16 protein-coding genes are annotated in these 18,246 nt (G+C 50.5%); 8 read left to right on the plus strand and 8 right to left on the minus strand.

What is annotated here, in order from left to right; all coding sequences use genetic code 11:
- Positions 1-92: 92 nt before the first annotated feature.
- Positions 93-719 carry a hypothetical protein gene (locus tag HYT76_06425; GenBank protein MBI2083188.1) on the plus strand — a complete coding sequence of 209 codons (627 nt, stop codon included), beginning with the start codon at positions 93-95 and terminating at the stop codon, positions 717-719.
- A 3-nt stretch (positions 720-722) separates the two neighbouring features.
- Here HYT76_06425 and hemB read toward each other — a convergent pair whose 3' ends face one another.
- Positions 723-1,778, minus strand: coding sequence for a porphobilinogen synthase (gene hemB / locus HYT76_06430; protein ID MBI2083189.1), 1,056 nt, complete (start codon positions 1,776-1,778; stop codon positions 723-725).
- An 80-nt stretch (positions 1,779-1,858) separates the two neighbouring features.
- Between hemB and HYT76_06435 the strand changes: the two genes are divergently transcribed.
- A complete protein-coding gene (locus tag HYT76_06435; GenBank protein MBI2083190.1) occupies positions 1,859-2,755 on the plus strand; it encodes a hypothetical protein in 897 nt (298 codons plus the stop codon).
- Here the strand turns inward: HYT76_06435 and HYT76_06440 are convergent.
- From HYT76_06440 to HYT76_06450, 3 genes are read right to left on the minus strand one after another with little or no spacing between them, the layout of a single operon-like run.
- The gene (locus tag HYT76_06440; GenBank protein ID MBI2083191.1) at positions 2,752-3,201 is read right to left on the minus strand and encodes a hypothetical protein; all 450 of its coding nucleotides are present in this window, start codon (positions 3,199-3,201) and stop codon (positions 2,752-2,754) included. The two genes, HYT76_06435 and HYT76_06440, sit on opposite strands and share 4 nt — an antisense overlap.
- An 8-nt stretch (positions 3,202-3,209) precedes the next feature.
- Entirely contained in the window at positions 3,210-6,020 is a 2,811-nt protein-coding gene (locus tag HYT76_06445) for a hypothetical protein (protein ID MBI2083192.1), read from the minus strand.
- Between the two features lies 1 nt (position 6,021).
- The gene (locus tag HYT76_06450) at positions 6,022-8,286 is read right to left on the minus strand and encodes a hypothetical protein (GenBank protein ID MBI2083193.1); all 2,265 of its coding nucleotides are present in this window, start codon (positions 8,284-8,286) and stop codon (positions 6,022-6,024) included.
- Positions 8,287-8,488: 202 nt separating this feature from the next.
- Here HYT76_06450 and HYT76_06455 point away from each other — a divergent pair, with 202 nt between their 5' ends.
- From HYT76_06455 to HYT76_06480, 6 genes are all read left to right on the plus strand, one after another.
- Positions 8,489-9,928: a hypothetical protein gene (locus tag HYT76_06455; protein ID MBI2083194.1), complete on the plus strand. Its 1,440-nt coding sequence runs from the start codon at positions 8,489-8,491 to the stop codon at positions 9,926-9,928.
- Positions 9,929-9,970: 42 nt separating this feature from the next.
- A complete protein-coding gene (locus HYT76_06460; GenBank protein ID MBI2083195.1) occupies positions 9,971-11,173 on the plus strand; it encodes a hypothetical protein in 1,203 nt (400 codons plus the stop codon).
- Between the two features lie 45 nt (positions 11,174-11,218).
- Entirely contained in the window at positions 11,219-12,091 is an 873-nt protein-coding gene (gene nfo, locus HYT76_06465) for a deoxyribonuclease IV (protein ID MBI2083196.1), read from the plus strand.
- A 143-nt stretch (positions 12,092-12,234) separates the two neighbouring features.
- Positions 12,235-12,846, plus strand: coding sequence for a hypothetical protein (locus HYT76_06470; GenBank protein ID MBI2083197.1), 612 nt, complete (start codon positions 12,235-12,237; stop codon positions 12,844-12,846).
- Positions 12,847-12,960: 114 nt separating this feature from the next.
- Complete coding sequence (locus tag HYT76_06475; protein MBI2083198.1) at positions 12,961-13,563, plus strand: hypothetical protein; 603 nt, start codon at positions 12,961-12,963, stop codon at positions 13,561-13,563.
- Positions 13,564-13,625: 62 nt separating this feature from the next.
- A complete protein-coding gene (locus tag HYT76_06480; protein MBI2083199.1) occupies positions 13,626-13,781 on the plus strand; it encodes a hypothetical protein in 156 nt (51 codons plus the stop codon).
- Here the strand turns inward: HYT76_06480 and HYT76_06485 are convergent.
- The 4 genes from HYT76_06485 to HYT76_06500 form a co-directional block, all read right to left on the minus strand.
- Positions 13,770-14,924, minus strand: coding sequence for a hypothetical protein (locus HYT76_06485; GenBank protein ID MBI2083200.1), 1,155 nt, complete (start codon positions 14,922-14,924; stop codon positions 13,770-13,772). The genes HYT76_06480 and HYT76_06485 overlap by 12 nt on opposite strands.
- Before the next feature lie 13 nt (positions 14,925-14,937).
- Positions 14,938-16,164, minus strand: coding sequence for an ABC transporter permease (locus HYT76_06490; protein MBI2083201.1), 1,227 nt, complete (start codon positions 16,162-16,164; stop codon positions 14,938-14,940).
- Positions 16,161-17,384, minus strand: coding sequence for an ABC transporter permease (locus HYT76_06495; GenBank protein ID MBI2083202.1), 1,224 nt, complete (start codon positions 17,382-17,384; stop codon positions 16,161-16,163). The genes HYT76_06490 and HYT76_06495 overlap by 4 nt, the downstream gene beginning before the upstream one ends.
- 138 nt (positions 17,385-17,522) lie before the next feature.
- Positions 17,523-18,197, minus strand: coding sequence for an ABC transporter ATP-binding protein (locus tag HYT76_06500; protein MBI2083203.1), 675 nt, complete (start codon positions 18,195-18,197; stop codon positions 17,523-17,525).
- Between the last annotated feature and the right edge of the window lie 49 nt (positions 18,198-18,246).

Genomic DNA, 18,246 nt, shown 5'->3' on the forward strand with positions numbered 1-18,246 from the left:
TTAACTAATCTATTAACTCAAATTGTCAAAAAAGTTTTCTTTACTTGGCTCTCATTTTTGTCGATGATTCTCTCTAAAAAAAGGGGGGATCTATGAAACCAGTCGCTTATTTCTTTGGCCTTTTTGTTGTCACATTAACACCTGTTCTTTTCGCTCAAGTCGTCGAGGCACCGGTCGAATACAGCGCCGATGTTTTCCAGGTGCAGAAGGGGAAACCGTACGGAGAGGGAAAGATCTGGGTCGGTAAAAAAGGGGCCAAGATCGACCTCGTCACAAAAGGGGTTCAATCGGTCCAGCTGCATCAATTCGATAAAAAGATCTTTTGGATTGAGGTCGGGATGCCGGAGGGGAGTCTGCCACTGTACATGGAGAAGAAGGCGAAGTTTTTTCCATTGATCCACCAGAACTGGTGGGGATTTACCGAGAATTGTGTCGATGATGGGGAATTTGATGGCCATCCCGTCAAAAAATGTCAGACAAAGGGAGAATATCTCGGCAAGAAGGAAGAGGCGACGATCTGGCGGGCCCAAGATCTCAACGGGACTGTGATCCGTTACCTGGATAAAAAGGGAAAGAACGAGATGCATGTCAAAAATATCCAGGTCGCTGCTCAACCTCCAGAATTATTCGCAACCCCCGAGGGGGCGAGTGAAAACCCGGAGGGTGAGACCGGTGAGGTCAAGAAGTCACTGGGTGGGTTAAAAGATCTCTTTAAATAGGAATCAGAGAAGATTTTTCTTCACAAGTTCCTGGGCGGCATAGGTAATAATCAGATCGGCACCGGCGCGGCGAATACCAAGGAGTGATTCCATCAGAACTTTTTCACCATCGATCCATCCCTTCTGGGCCGCCGCCTTGATCATCGCATACTCGCCACTCACTTGATAGGCAGCGATCGGGAGATTCACGGCACAGCGGACCGCAGAGATCACATCGAGATACGGTCCCGCCGGTTTCACCATAATAATGTCGGCCCCCTCCTCCTGATCGGCCCTCGCCTCGCGGATCGCCTCGCGGCTATTGGCCGGATCGATCTGATAACTTTTGCGATCCCCAAACTTCGGCGTAGACTCTGCCGCCTCACGAAACGGACCGTAAAAGGCGCTCGCATACTTCACCGCATAACTCATGAGGATCGTGTTCTGAAAACCGGATTGGTCGAGCCCCTCACGGATCGCCTTCACGCGACCGTCCATCATGTCTGACGGAGCAACAATATCAGCACCCGCCTCGGCGTGGGATAAAGCAGTCCTGGCAAGCAGCTCCAACGACGCATCATTATTGATAACAAAGTGGGTCGGGTCCTGCCTCGGGTTCCGCCCACCCGTGCTCACCCGTTGCGCGCGGGCGGGCACCCGACCCGAGTCACCCGACCCGACAATTACCCCACAATGCCCATGCGACATATACTCACACAAACAGACATCCGTGATGACAATAAGGTCTGGAACTTTTGCTTTCAATGCCTTCACAGCCCTCTGCACAACCCCGTCCGGATCGTACGCCTCTGAGGCCTCTTCGTCTTTCTTCTTCGGGATTCCGAAAAGAATCACCGCCGGTATTCCTAATTTGTAGACCTCCCTCGCCTCTTTGACCAATTGATCGATCGAGAGCTGAAAAATTCCTGGCATCGATCGGATCGGTTTCCTCTGATTTTTCCCATGGACCACAAAAAATGGCTGGATCAGTTGATCGACCGAAAGTCTCGTTTCACGAACCATACGACGCAATACAGGGGTTGATCGAAGCCGTCGCGGACGCATGAGGGGAAATGGCATAACATAGCGATATTGTTTGAAATTAAACTGGCTGTCAATTAGGAAACAACTCCGGTCTGTTTTGAACCGATAACAATCACGTGAGCAATAGCCCATCAACATCTCTTGCCGCTCTCTTTGTCGTCGCTGCCGTTGCCGCCTTCCGGCGTTATTTCCTGGACCATCTTCAAGGCGACCGATCAGGAACTGGCCCAACCCCCCTCACCGATGACCAGGCATCTAGGCTGAGAGATCAATTTACCCAAACGAGTCGACCAACCGGCGAACCGACCCAGCTTAAAATGACCGACCGATTCGAAGACGATTTTGCAGAATTTGTTCGCAGCAGGGGGAGGGACATTAGAGGCCTGACCCCTACGGACCATCTTCAACTGCTTGTCGACTATGACGAAACGCATCCCCTTGGCGAAAGACTACTCGCAGAGGTAACCCCCCTCCTCGGCACCGGGATTTGTTTCAATCTGAGTGAGTTTCATTTCACCATAAAAGACGAACGTCATACCGCTTACACTCGATATGGGAGAGATATCGGCAAAAAATATGTCGAGATCATAAAAAGTTCACTCCCTAACTGCTGGACAGAAACTCAAATCCTGCAGGTCATGGACGACCTGCACCATATCGGCGGAAGTGAGGCAAAAGAGACGTTCAAGGAGGTTGTCGCCAATCACTGGAGCGATTCACCGCAGTTTGCCGAAAAATTCCTGCGACTCGAATCAACCTTTACACATGATCCAGCGTTGAATAATGAGATGCGCGGCGCGATCCTGAATCTGATCCCGGAAGGTCAGGAACCACCCGAAGATCCCTACCGAGACCCGATCCACAGTCTTGTTCTCTCTGCGATCTCACGTGTCTTCATGTACCCGACGACGGATCCAAACCTGAAATCCCCTGAGCAGTTCCTCGACATCCTGGTCCGGGAGAGGCCGAAATACCACCCCCTTTTCTGTCGGTTTAACGGGACCTGTCATTAGGGTTTGATGAAAGTAACCGTTGTTTTACCCCGCCAATTTTTGGGTACGCGGTCATAATAATGCGTGCGCAAAATTACAGATAGCCCGTTTTCGGTCTTCCCTGAAACCGTTTGATACTGAGATGGAGTCGGACCTTTGACATCCTTTTTCTCCGTTGCCATAAAATGAACTCCCTTGCTCATCAAAAGCCGTTTGACCGTTTCAAAACTGGAAGTTGTCGTACAAACACTTGCCTCAGACAGTGAGGATTTTTTAGAAGAAAAAGATTCTCGCTTCCCGATTAAATGAAACCCTTCCATCGTCTCACGACTCAGATTTGCATCATATCTCGCCCCCGAGCCAAAATACTGTCTGCAACGTGCGGCTCCACCCTCTTCCTTTGCAGAGAGTCTCAAGTGTCCAAGAATGGATGCAAATAAAAAAATAGTTATGAAAATCCCCCTCATTTTTCCCCCTAACGTCCGGTGCAATTATCGTCTATATAATTGTCGAACCCTTCATTTCCCTGACCATAAAAGGAAATACACCCAAAACTACAAACCGCCGGAACCAACCATTCCTGATAGGCGAACCTATCGGAACCCAGGTATTGTATCTGAAAATAGCCGGGGATCTCCAAGTCGGGTAATCGGCAACAATCCCAAACTTCTGAACCATCCATAGGCCACCCACAGTATCCACGGAATCCACCGTCCTCACATGCCCGATTGAGTCCAACAGGATTGCAATTGGAATTGGATACCGACCCACAACATTCAGCCGGACCTACAAAGGGATAGCATCCGTCCCACTCGTACCCCAGAAGCAATTCGTCGTAAGGAGTTTCTCCACCCGGACATCCAGCGCTTCCGCCCCCACCCCCTGATGCGGTTTCAACTTCCTCCTCTTCCGGTTCCGGCCTCTCCGACCGTTCCCAACCACATCCTCCCCTCCTCTCACACAGGTCATGACACCAGTCAGGCAAGACAGAGCCTCTATCACGCCATCGTTGACAGGATTCAGAGCAGTAAACGGCATCAACGTCAGAGCTTGTACAACGCTCAGTACAGAAACCCTGTTCGCCATGATCCCGCACACAAATTTCACCGCAGTATGAATGACCAGGGCGATCAAAACATAAGTCGGTACAGTAACTCTCCGAAGGATAGTAGGTCTCGCACGTTCCCCCACAATACTCCCGACCCCTATCCCCCCGGCAGCGTGTGTTGCAGATCGACATCGAAGGGAAATCGTTGCAATAAGCGGCACAATAACCCTGACCGCCCGTAGACTCACAGATCGGTCGACAAAATTCTGGAATCACCCCTGCCCCAGACGCCGATTCCTCCTGACAAAGACCATCACAAAAACTGGCACCTGGGTTTGTGGCACATTCGGTCAATCGTCTCTCTCTTAACGCCGCCTCACAATTCAGATCGAGGTTTGAGAGGGAGCAGTTGTTGTCCAGATCATTGACCCGAAGTGGCTCGCAGAGCTCGAAGCTACGGTTCCAGCAGTATTGGTAGCATTCGGCAGGGATCACCGTCTCACCGGCCGTTCCTGTATGGATCTGATTGTAATAAAAATCGGTGATACAGGCACGTAGTTGTTCCTCATCACCGGACCAGGCGTCGGAGTTTGCCTCGCCCCCGATATTGTCGGGATCGTCCCAATTATAATCCTCCGGAGGCGCCTCTGCCGCGTCACCGGTCGTCCCGACCGGGCCACCGGTATCGGGACTCACCGCGAAGTTATGCGCGACGTGGGGGTGGACCGTCGCAGCCCTCGCGCTTAGCCCATTGTCGCCCGCCGCATAGGGGGACACCCCAGATAATCCAAAAGGACCTCCCATCATATAGAGATCATCTTCGAGGGTCTGGAGTGTGATACCAAGCCTGCTCAGTGACTGTGTAAACGTTTGTGCTACGCAATCCACACAGGTATCACCAGTTGGGCTAGAACTACAGACAGGGCATTCAGCATAAAACTCCTCCTGTTGGACAATTGAAAGACTATCAAAAAAGAACTGAAAGAGATAATTCTCATACATACTTAAGCGCGCCAGCGAGGCGCTTCCATTTTGGAGATATTGAAAAATTAATTCGCCTCGACTATGAGTTCTTCCAAATTGGCCACTCCTTTCTATGAATAGAAGCAAATCGGATTGTTGACGATCGGTTAAGAAGTGTTGAGCAATGGCCCCAATCAATTGTGCTGTTGCCTCGTTTTCATAGTTGATCACCGGATATCTTGAAAGCCTATTGTATCTAATAGGAATGGCATCGAAAAAAACAGGATTGTTGTACATCCCATTAACCCAATGATAGAGGATATGTCCCATCTCATGAGCACCATCAATCATCACGAAACCTCGTGAGAGTGTCTCACGGTCTGTGATCCTTAAATCCTGATTGAATTCGATCATATTAAGTGAATTAACCTGAGCGCCAGTGCAAAGAACACCTGCGGGAAGACCACGACAGGATGGAACAGACCACCTTGGAAAGAAGTGATTTCCAGGATTGACCGTCGGGGGAGAGAGGAGATCGCAAAGCGGACCCCAACCACCGGGGCAAGTGGTCGTCTCGGTCGGATCGACGATAAAGGCGAAAAAAGAAACGGCATCGAGTGTGTCTTCCACGTACATCCGAAATTCAGAACCTGGCTCCCCCACCTGCCGTACATCCCCCACCTCGATCGCCTCACTGATCCGATTCGCGAGCTCCTGGAAATAGGCACTAAAATCGGATCGTCGTGCCTCATCCCACTGGTCTGCCGTCGGTGAATCATCCGTAACAGCGAATGCGGATGGGATCAGAAACTCGATCGGATCGGGCAGATCCAATTGACCGTACGTCCCATCCCCCTCTTCATCAAACATCTGTCTCCAATTTCCACACCCCCCCGTCGGACCACCGGTCTGTATCTTTACCTCGTTCCATACCTCAGGTGAATAAACCTCCTTCGGATGCCTCATATGACAGCGCTTGTAGGTTATTTCCCCATCGACAACAGGCTCCTCTTCACAACAGAGATCGAGTGCCGACTTTCCCCAAAAGTTCGGCCCGCAGATGACACGGTGACACTCCCCACTCAGGACCGGATCGCTTATGTTCCGTGATCGTACCTCTTCGGTGTGGCAGCGTTCATTGGATTCTGAGACCAACCCGAGGCCTTCAGCAACCCGGCTCACCGCATCGCGCATATCGCCCATCGACGGGAGTGAATAGGCAGGAGCTGAAAGACCCAGCATCAACAGAACAAAAATGAGAGAAGCCTTCCTCATCTTATCTCCTCATCCCTCCTCGCCCCGCTGGATCTTGCGGCATTCTCTGCGGGACTGCCGGATTAACAATCGGTGCAGAACGGCCGGGGGTCATCGCCGGTGGTACGGGCTCTATCTCTCGCATCCTCTGCATGAGGTCAGACGGCGTTGTGTCGAGAGACCGGCTATCTCGGGAGGACTCCTGTGGCGTCACAAAGCCTCCACCAGAACCAGCAAGCGGGAGCGCAAACTCCCTCTCGACACCATTCAGTGTCATCAGTCTTGGATGACCCAGTGTCGGCCCCAACGCATGCCATCCGGCGAGCATTCTCGCATAGGTCGGATTTTGCTCCACAGAGAGCGTGCGTGAGATATTGAACATATTCGCACAAAATGAGCCGAGATAGGTCTCGTTATAACCACGACAAACATTGGGATACGAAAACCTCATCCCGGCCGTCATTGCCGTCACCTCACCACCTGTCTCTGTGACCGAACGGATAAACTCCTTCTTCTGCATCGCGAATTCATTGGGGCAATAACCAAGTTCGCAAAGTTGGTCATAAACAAGTGCCTGCGTGATCACAGCGATCTCCTCTTCATCGATAGACTCCGGTGATAGCGGCCAGTCATGCAGTCTGTTTCTGTCGAATTTCTCCAGATAATAGGCATGCACGAGCTGATGCGCGAGCAGTGAAACGATGACCGGGCTGTATCCATTGGAGGGGACCCTACCCCCGGTCCGAGACCTCAAATGCTCCTCAATGATCGGGAAATCCCTTGGACGTTCAATCAGATAACCTGATTTGCCGCCGCCCGATGAACCGGACGTCGGTTCGACGACCTCAGTACTCTCTTCAACTATGATCTCATAACCGCGGTCAGTGCCATAAAGGGATTCGAAGAGACCACCGTCTGTTGAGGCGCCCATGATCCCATAAGAAGGACGACACGCATCGCCCGTTTCCTTGGGCCCAATGTTATAGAAAGGATGGGAGCCCATTGCCCTCTTGCTCTGACAGTCTCCACAAATCTCATGACTGAGACAGATCCTCTCCTCTTCCGGCTGAAATTCAATGAGAGACCCCTCGGCCGTCTGACAACATTTCATCTGAACAACATTCCCTTGAAACGCCTCCGCCCAAAAGCGGAGCTGGCTGCACCCCTGACCCGCTGCGCAATCCCCCGGGATCCGATCGAGCATCGTTCCCAGGATATTCCAGATCGTCACGACGATCTCCCTTGTCTCCTTTTGGTTTGTATCCAGTGAGGCGTTATGAAGATCACCCAAGGCGCCACTCGCAATCTTTTCGGCTAATCCATTTCGCGCGAGGGCGAGCAAGGTCTTGTAGTGATCCTTACGCTCATCCTCCATCGTGTAGGGAGTTGGTGCGGAAGGGAGTCCTTGATGAAAGAGGGGGCTCTTGTAGCCGTTTTGCCCCGCAATCACGCCACAGGTAAAACCCCATTTGAGGTGCTGTTTGCTGTGGGGAATATCGAGGGAGGGATGGCCCGGATTGCGGGCCCCATATTCATGGTTTCTATCGGCAGACTCAACCCTCATGCCGAAACCTATGCCTGGAGATGCAGAGGCACTAGGGCTGTCATAGTCATGTAGCCATGAGGAGCAAGTGATCGGCTGCATCAGATAACGACTGAAGAGAAAGCCATGGTTATCATCGATAAAGTTTCTTCCTTGCCACCCCTCATGCCCCGATTCTCTCGGAGGAGTCGGATCTGAGGTAGAGACGACCGGGTTCTCCTGGTAAATGGTGTCATCCCATACCTTCTTCGCCCCCCACTGATGGCAGTTCGTCGCATGCGTCGGAACACCAACAACATAACAGGTATCGCTCGCGAGGATTTCACCACAGACCCCCTCCGACTGACAGCGATCGTTGATCAGGTAAAATTGATAGGTCCCCTCGTTCGAACCATTGCGATTATTCGGGTTTGCATCACCCAGAGGAAGTCCGGTCAATTGTTTGTACGCAATCGCCTCATCAGTCCCGCTACAAAAATAGGCGTCTGACGTACCGTTACCGATCCCATAGTTCAACGCCGGTCCGTTCGGGGGACCGATCGGCTTGATCTCAAATTGAAGACCCGGACGCTGGTTGTATCTCGTCGATGCCGGGCTTGGCGAATCGACGGTTGTCTCCCGCATTCTCTGCTGCATCCCTCGTGACGGGTTTGAAATGACAGGTGGTGGGGCAGAGGCATCACGCTCCGGGATCAAGAAACCAGAGAAGAGGACCAACAGAAGGATTGGAAGTCGTCTCAACATCAGTGCCTTCTTTTATTTGTGCAATAGCGATGCCAGGCTCACATTAACATATTCGTATAACTATTTGAAATACTTTGCATTAATAAATCCTGTTCGTTGAACCAATTATCAATATGATAATTTTTATCGTATTGAGAAAAGGTGAAATTTTGGAGCAACCTTTTATCAAGCAGGTCGACGCCCCCGATAGAAGGGGGCAAGAATGGGGGTCTGGCTCCGAACCGTTCCTTTTTTGGCACTCGTCGGTTGTGCTGCACACACCTTCTCGCGAACGAGAGATCAAAAGCCTGTTCCTCCTAATCCACCAAGAACACCTGACCCGAAAGAAACAATTAACCACTTAAAACAGCTCCTCCAGACCGATACGACGGCGGGACTCAATCTCCTCCTCTCTGAAGTTCAAAAATTCCCCCGCCCAACACTCCCAGGCGATCTGATGACATTGATTGATGAACATCAGGGAGACCTCGTTTTGTTCAGTATCACACAGGACCCTGATCATCTCCAAAACGTGAAGCCCCGGCTCCGACTCATTCTACTGACACGAAAGGCGATGATTGATTACATGACCACGGCTGAAGCGGAAGCGCTCGAAATTGTGCCGCCGGAGGTCCGTAAAGAAATTGAGAGATCGAGGGTTTTCCTCTCCGAATATTTTGTCACAAACGATCCTCAACTCCTCGAGCGGATGTCCCCATCGGTCAAAGAGGCGATTATCTATGGCGATCTGATCATGAATTATGCCGTGATGGACAATTCTCCCCCTTATGACACGCTCCCTCCTGCCTTGAGGCAGGTGATCGAAGAAAATCGTCAGTCTCTCCTCACCTACATCATGCTGGCCGACAAGATCCCCTTTCCGCCAGACTTTCTGCTCAATCTTTCGCTCCGCATCATGCATCTTTACTCACCTCAGCAACGAAATGATCTCCTCGAATCGTCGGCAAGACATTACCGACATCAACATCAATGTTTCCGCATGGACGATCATCCCGTTCTCCAAACAAGATCTCTTCTCCCTTTTCTCCCTGTTTTTCTGATTGCAGGACTCCAAGGGGGCGGCTGTTCCAGCGAGAATATTGAATCGATACTGACGGACTACACCTTTCGCCGGAGTCGGATCGATGGTCACTTGGTCAATGAAATTGCAAAAAGCAGGGACCGGTGGCCCAACACGCCGGAGTTTGCCACTAAATTCATGAAGGCGGTAAAACTCTCAAAAGACCACACACGGGAGGTCGAGGAGACTGTTCGTTACCTGTTTGAATCAATACCCGATCAGGTCGTCGCCGAAAGGTCTGCGATCCCGATTGGATTTTATGCCTCGGCCCATGCCTTTGTTTGGCTCCTCAACTTGGTCCCTCTGGAAGAGAAGCGGGCGTTCATCGAAAAAAGTCTCGAGGCGAAACCAAACTTCGCACTGGCACTGTATGAATCGGCAAGGCGAACGATCGAAAATCTCCCTGATGCGGATCGTAAGGCACTCGAACAGGTGCGCGAGAGGCTCCTCGAACATGACCGCACCACAGAACCAAAAGGCTCACGCACCAAGCATGCCGAGATGATTCGGGAACTGGATGATGCGGTCCAGAGGGCTCTGGAACCACTTGAACCGCTTATGTATCCTCCAAGAAAACAATGAGTTAAGCCGCAACCTTTCTTCATTCTCATCGATAACCTTAATATGAATATAAACTGGATTCGTGCAGCATTACCGCTCCTGTTGGCATCGACCGGTTGTGCCCTCAATCAATGGGCACAAAAATCTGACGAAAAAAGGCCAACCCCGCCTCCAAAAGGAAAAGATCTCATTAATCAGGAGACGATTCTCCAAGAAGTTGCACCACGTCTCTCCGAACCGCAAAAAGCCCTCGTTGCTGCAACGATGCATGAGCTCTCCCAGACAGCCTGTCAATCTGGGAATAGGCCTGATTGCCTGACAAGCGAGGAAGGTCTCCAGAATTGGAATCGACTGATCCGTGAGGTCCCGGAGGCCGGCATTCCACTCTTTTTAGCGAGACTTGCAAGACCGCAAAATGGCGAAAAAGAATCTCTTCAGGCAGTTCTCTTGCATAACCACGAAGAGATCTACCAATATGCGATCCTCTACGACAGGATCCCCCTCTCCGCACATGCTTTTTTTGACAGCGCCATGGCGATCTCTAATTTCTATAAGGATAGTGAAAAGGACAAATCCCTCTTTATCTCTGCCGCAAGACATTGGGGCCAGAGAAAGGAATGCTTCACAACATATGACATGGGTGAAGTCGCCATGATGATTGGCAGTCGTCGATACATCGCCTATTTTGTCAGTCAGGGGCTTGAAGGGGGTGGTTGCTCGCCCACAGAGACGATCGCTATCCTTTCAAATTATGACTTTAGTGGCAAACCCCATGAATACAATCTTCTCACTGCAGCAATTAAAAACCGTGATCAGTGGCCCGATTCAGCGACGTTCCGGGTAAATATCATGAGGGGCGTTCTTTATGCGGGTATTTATACTTCGGAGGCCCGTGCCGGCGTCACTAAAATCCTGGATGATTCGGGAGAGAATCTCGACTCCCTGGACCCCCAACAAGTCGGATTCGAGGTCTCAACTGGCCTCTTTGCCTTTGCCTGGCTCTTTGGGAGCCTTCCCGAGGAGGAGAAAAAAACATTCCTTGAATCAATGATCACACAAAAGCCGCTCTTCGGTCTCGCCTTTCTGGAAATGGCCAAACCATTTTTGGGAACCTTGTCCGCCCCTGTTCAAGAGAGATTCGAGGCCGATAAAAACAGGCTCGAGACAACGGACACCGATGGCAAACGAGTCGCCATCAGATCCGTGGCTACTCGTTTCGTCAGAGATATGCAAAACCTGCGACAGCTTCTGCAGAGGGGTCCGTAATTTATCCCCTTCCCTTCATGATGAAATAAGTTATAGCGAAACGACATGAGCCCCCTTCTTGGAGCCCACATGAGTATCGCCGGAGGGATCGAGCTCGCCCCGGAGCGGGGGGGGGCGATCGGCTGCGAGATCATCCAGCTCTTTACAAAATCATCGAATCAATGGGCCGCAAAACCTCTGACCGACAAGGAGTGTGAGGCGTTTCGCAAAAATATGGACCGTTACAAGATCCGAACGGCGTTTGCGCATGACTCCTATCTCATTAACCTTGGTTCCCCCGACAAGGCGCTGAACAAGAAATCTTTTGAAGCCTTCCTGCATGAGCATGAAAGGGCGGAGGCGCTCGGACTGATGGCGCTCGTCTTTCATCCCGGATCCCACACCACCAAAGAACATAAGGTCAGTCTTGAGAAGACGGAGGATGATTGTCTCAAGAGGATCGCCGATGCGGTCAACACGATGCACCAAAAAACAAAGGGGTATAAACTGCTCACCTGTTTTGAAAATGCGGCGGGACAAGGAACGAACGTCGGCTATCGATTCGAGCATCTCGCGCGACTGATCGAGTTGACCGAAGATAAAAAACGGGTCGGCATCTGCCTCGACACCCAACATGCGTTTGCCGCCGGTTATGACTTAAGGACCGAAGAGGGGTATAAAAAGGTCTTCGATCAGTTTGACAAGATTGTCGGGATCAGTTGGCTCAAATGCTTTCATTTAAATGATTCGAAAAAAGGTCTCGGCTCCCGTGTCGATCGGCATGAGCATATTGGAAAAGGAGAGATAGGACTGACCGCCTTTCGTTGCCTGATGAACGACCCACGGTTCAAGAATCACCCGATGTCACTGGAGACCCCGAAAGGGCCGAATCTCAAAGAGGACATTGAAAATCTGGCCCTCTTGAGAAAGTTAAGTTGAACTAATACAAATAATGGCTATATTTGTATGCATTTCTCTGACAACTTTTCCAATACAGCTCCGATAATCAGGTTAGAACGTCAGTTCTAAAAGAGGATTTGTTGTTTTCATGAAGTAGAAATACAAGTGAAGGAGTAATGGGAATGAATTTGGCTTTTAGCTATCTTGTTAGAGGTGCAGAATGTCTTCTGAGAGGCAACGCTGTTACTGGAAGTGCAGCGGTCCGCTTGAACGGATTGATTGCCGGCGCCAGGACTGGTTCTATCAGATCTGCAAGGGATTTTGCCGGACAATTAAGCAGATCAGGATATCTTGGAAAACTACCTCCTGGTTCATTGTTGGAGCAAATAGTGGGACCTGTTAGCCAACCCGCTTCGGTTGCCAATGGCGTAAGACGGGCAGAAGCAATCATTGTTGCAAGACGAGCAAGCGACCTGTCGGCTATTCTTGACTCCCAATTTGTCGATGAAAGCGTGGAGACTGTTTTTTTTCGAGGGCTTGTTCGTCATTCAGCTGAACTCCAGGGGTATAGGGGCTCAATTTTTGTAAATGGGGAAAAAGCAGCGCAAAGGCTATTCGAGTTAGAGAATCCTCGAACTTTGCCTCGTCGTCTCCCTTCTATGCGACCTATTTACTCCCATTTTCTCGATCTACGTCGTGAAGAGCAGCAACGCTATCGCGACCGAATTGGTCGATTAGCACTCAAACTAAACGACGCGCTTGAAGAGCGAGGACACACGCGCTTTATTTCTTAATTTTTTTTAGCTAACAGGCTCTTCTTCGCTCAGCTCTTTTCCCTGCCCAACCAATTTTTAATGGAGCTGAAATTTTTCGCGAAACTTATTCTGCCGAACTCACGAATACATAACGTGTCTATTTTCTCGGTCTTCTTGACAGAGCCATTTACCCTCAGCGCATTGGAGCGTGCTACTGAGGATGTCGCCGTGCTTCAGGAGAACATCGGTCCCTTCGCAAGGAAGATGAGGGTAATCGGTGCTGGGATCAACAACGTCACCCTGAGTAGAATCCTTGAAGACTTTAGGGCAAAAGGGGGGCTGGTCACCAAACACCTGGCTAGAGCTGAGGTTTCTGCCTACCTCCCAGACGGGGTTAAGAGACTGTTTTACGAGCTTGATGACTTTATTCTCCAGCAAGGGGGGAATCTCTGGTCCTTCGGCCGTTCGGCAGATCTTATCGAGGCGTCGCTTGGGCAGGCACCAACTGACGAAATCTTGAAAGAGGCCCGATCGCTCTTGAGGGGAGCTGAGGCAGTGGAGAACCGAAGGGTTAATCAATTACTTGAAGGAATCCACGTCGCGATAGCTACTGAAAGAGAAACCCTGGGACGGTCACTCTTCCATGCCAAGCTGGCTGTCGGTGGAATTTGTGCCACACTCCTCGTCGGATTTTCCATCTGCGCCTATTTCCTGAGTCGACCGACCCCTTCTTACAACGATTTTTCCTCGCGATAGATAGCAAAAAAATCTTGCCATTTTTGACCCTTCCATGAAAAGCAATAAGGAAAGGAGATTCTATGATAAAAAAAATTGCCGGTTTTCTTCTGTTTGTCCTTATCCTCCAGACAGGAGGAATGGTCGGATGCGAGAGACTCTTCGACGAGATCAAAAAACTCAAGGATAGAATTCCTCAGAAAGGTACGCTGACCATACGCCCCTACTCAGAAAAATAATTGCGCCTGTAGATAATAAAAATTAGGAATAGCTCCGAACTCCCCAGCGGTGCGTCCGACAGGCAAGAGCGCACCGCCGGTCAGATTAAGCCATGAGAAAAGCTCATAGACCGTCTCGGGATTGATAAAAAGAGAACTCCCACTGAGATCCCAGATATTCATGAGCTGGACAATCCACAGTGGCGTCAGGTCATACTTTGCCTGGGTATTAAAGAAATGTTGGTACTGCGTCTTGATCGGCTGTGCGGAACGCGTTGTCAGGAACAGATTCGGGTTTCTTTGATTCAACGCTTGTCCATTAAAGAAATATTCCCCCAGCAGATAAAGCGAATTTTCAAACCCATGATCGAGCCCCAGCGACGCCTGCAAAAAATTATCGGCCTGATTCGCAAAGTTGTAGTTGAGCTCCCCTCTTAACCCGGACTGCCCCACATCCCCCGAGTAATCGATGCCAAAAATTCCGTCCCTCTGGAATCGTCCACCATAAAGGGAGATATCGAAATGTTCGACCGTCGATGTCCATCGAAGACCGGTCCGAGAGCGATCAAGATCACGATCGGCTGTGTAGATCAGGTTTGCCCGATTCTTCTCTCCCAGCGGCACGACGAGATTCACCGCATCGCTGCCGGTCTTTTCCTCCTTCTCGACATCAAAAATTGAAATCGGGGTGAAGAGATCGGCCGGAGACAAGAGCCTCGCGCTCCCCCAGTCAATCTTTTGCCGACCGACGGTCAGAACGAATGGGCCGGCATCATATTTAAGATGGGCGCGATAAAATGCCTGCCCATAAAAGAAATTTTCCCGCCTCGAAATCTCATAGTCCATATCGAGGTAGGGGCTATTTCGAACAGTCTGACGGGAATTGAACTCCTCCGTTTGAACATAGTCACCCAGGATCAGTTCATTGTCCCAAGCGACCTTTGCAGAGAGTTTTTCGAAAAAGGTCGCCTCCCCTTCGAGGCGAAGTCGATTCAGATCGGCGATATAGGCATTATTTGTCACCATCCGCTTGGAGTTGAAAACGAGATTTTTGAAATAGCCGCTGAGTTTAAGTGAAACATTGTTTTTTTCATAAAGTGAAAAGCCTTGGCTCGTAGATGGAACGAAAAAAAACAGGGCAAGTAGAATTCTTCTGTATTTCATAGCTCCCCTCAAGTTACCCTACTTGTCGCATCGCCTCGACCGGCTGTAGCCGAGATGCCCGCCAAGCCGGATAAAAGGCAATCAGAATATTCGAAACCAACACCACCATCAAAAAAAGCCCGATGTAAGTCCAATCAACGCGAGGAAAAACATGCGACCCGACGAGGAGATTCGAGAAGGTCGAGACAAACCGCGAGAGATCGATACCAACATGCCCAAAATAGAGGATCGCGAGAATTCCCAACGAAATCCCTCCCGATATTCCAGCAAGACTTAAAAGAATCGTTTCAAACACCAGAAGCGAAATGACTTGAAGCGGCTTCGTGCCCAATGCGAGCATGAGACCGAATTCCCTCGTCCTCTCGACAATCGACATCAGGAGGGTATTCAGGATCCCGGCGGTCACCACCGACAGGACAATCAGGAGGACGACAAAAATCATCCCATCCTGAAACCGCATCATCTGAGCCATCATCGGAATCAGTTCATCCCATGTCATCACCATCAGATCAGTACCAGAAAGTTTTCCCCTTAAATCTTTCACGACTCCAGGGATGTGATCCCGATGTGTGGTCTTCACCGCAAATTTCGAGAGCCGATCCCCCATTCCCAGGAGCCTCTTTCCTGCCCCTAAAGAGACAACGACCGTTCCGCTGTCGAGCTGATCATTACCGATCTCCAGGGTTCCTATTAGCGTAAAAGACTCCCCTGTCAGACCCCCACTCTGATCCTGAACTGTCACAACAACTTTTTCACCCAACTCAATCCCGAGGATCTTCCGCATCTTTTCACCCACGATAACACTATGATCATCGTCCGGGGCATAAAGTCGCCCTGAAACGATCGGAAAACGGCTCCCGATCGCGATCTCCTGCTGGGGGTCAATTCCGGAGACAAAGGTCATGATCGAGGCTTGAGGGGACGAAACGATACCGGAGCCAAAGACCTCTTCGGCAAAACCGGCAACTCGTGGATCCCCACGAAGGAGACGGCGGACCGTTTCAGGATCTTCAATAGTTCCGTTCGTATTATAAATATTCTCCATCGATTTATGAACGATCGAGATCTCGCTCGTAATCACCGAGACAATGTTATCCACCATCTGGCGCTGCGCCCCCGACGCAAAACCTCGCAGGAAAACGATCGCCCCAAGACCGATCGTGATCGCAAGAATAATGATGAATGACCTCTTTTTATTCCGCAGAAGATTTCTATAGGCAATGGCAACAATCGCCTTCATATTTGCCTCATCGATTCCAGAGGCGCCAGCCTCCCCGCCTTCCATGCGGGATAAAAAGAGACAACGAGATTGCTTACGAGCACAACCACCAAAAAAATCATGGAATAATAAAGATCAAAACTTGGGAAGACATGCGAACCGATCATCAGGTTGGATAAGGCAGAAACAAACCGCGTCAGATTAATCCCGACATGACCGAAGTAGAAGGCGAGGCCAAAACCCAGAAGGAGCCCACCGAGGGCACCCAAAATACTCAGCAAAAAAGACTCGAAGACAATCATTTGAATGATCTGTGACGGTTTTGTCCCTAACGCCATCATGAGTCCGAATTCCCGGATCCTCTCCACAATCGACATCATCAAGGTATTCAGAATCCCGACTGCAACGACTGAAAGGACAATCGCCATAATGATAAAACTCATCCCGTTCTGAAATTGAATCATCTGGGCGATCATCGGGATCAGGCTTTTCCAGGTCACTACCTTGAGACCGGAATTTCCGATCTTTTCTCGTAAATCCTGAACAACATCCTCGGTGGAATAACGAGGATCAATCTTCAAGGCAAACTTGGAAACACGATGCTCAAAAGACAACAGCCTCTGGGCGGTCGTCTTCAGCAGGATTCCCATGCTGTTGTCGAGCTGATCATTCCCGGTTTGAAACGTCCCGATAAGGGTAAACACCTCTCCCGTCAGGGAACCATAAAAATCCTGAGCGGTCAGGATGATCGGCTCTCCAATCTCGGCCTCCAAAGTCTGGCGCATCTTTTCACCCAGGATAACACCCTGTTCATCGGCTCCCGTCAAAGCGCGACCGAGAATAACTTCACGGCGGGTATCAATTTTTTCCTCCTGCTCCGGATCAAAACCGATGATGAAGGTCGCCATCGATTTCTTCTCCGAGGCGACCATTCCTCCTCCGATAATTCTCTCGGAAAAGGCAACAACGCGCGGATCGGATCGCAAGATCTGGCGGATCGGTTCCGGATCCTCAATCGCACCGTTTGTATTGTAAAAATTCTCCAACGCCTCGGGAACAATCTGGGCATCGCTCGTGAGCGTTCGCGTCACATTCTGAACCATCTGGAGATGGGCCCCATGCATGAAACTGCGCATAAAAATCAGGGCCCCCAAGCCCACAGCGATCGCTGCTATCGTAATGAAAGAGCGCTTCTTGTGACGGAGGATATTGCGGAACGCCAATTTAAGAAGAAGCTTCATGAGACGACTCTGGTCAGGGGGAGATACCACTCTCCCCCTGAAACCCCCATCTGATATGCCGGGATTAGATCGCTCGCTCCGTTTGGCTGGTCGGAACAAGTCCGTTCCAGCCAATACTCGCTCTCTATCAGCAAGTCCCTACGACTCGACACATCCATCCTTTAATCGCACGACACGCCGCGCACGCTCAATCACCATCGGGTCATGCGAGGCGAAGAGAAACGTGACCTTGAATTCTTCGTTCAGTTTTAGGAAGAGGTCGATCAGTTGAGCCCCTGTCTTGGAATCAAGATTGGCGGTCGGTTCGTCGGCGAGCACGATTTCCGGCTGCGAGGCCAATGCCCGTGCGACAGCAACCCTCTGCTGCTGTCCCCCACTCATCTCTGTCGGTCTCTTATCCTTCTGGTCCAGGAGACCAACCTTCTCCAGAAGATTGAGGGCACGATCGGTTCTCTCCTTCTCCTTCACCCCCTGAAGCAGCAACGTAAATTCCACATTTTCAAACCCGGTCAGCACCGGAATCAGATTATACGCCTGAAAAACAAAACCGATCTTCCGAAGCCGAAAACCGGCGAGTTCCTTGGCAGACATCATGGAGAGATCGTTCCCTCCCACGCGCACCGTCCCGGCTGACGGCCTGTCGAGCGCCCCGATCAAATGGAGCAGCGTCGATTTGCCTGATCCCGAAGGGCCGGCCAGAACAGAAAACTCGCCAGAAGAGAAACTCAAAGAAACATTGGTTAGTGCCTTTACCGGCAAACCATTGGTGTTATAAACCTTCTCAACACCCTCAAGTTCAATCTGGTTTTTCATCGAAAATTCCCTTTTGTAATTTTTTTGTTTTGGTAGCATACCCCCCACA

It is taken from the genome of Deltaproteobacteria bacterium, assembly GCA_016180845.1.
Lineage (GTDB): Bacteria > UBA10199 > UBA10199 > JACPAL01 > JACPAL01 > JACPAK01.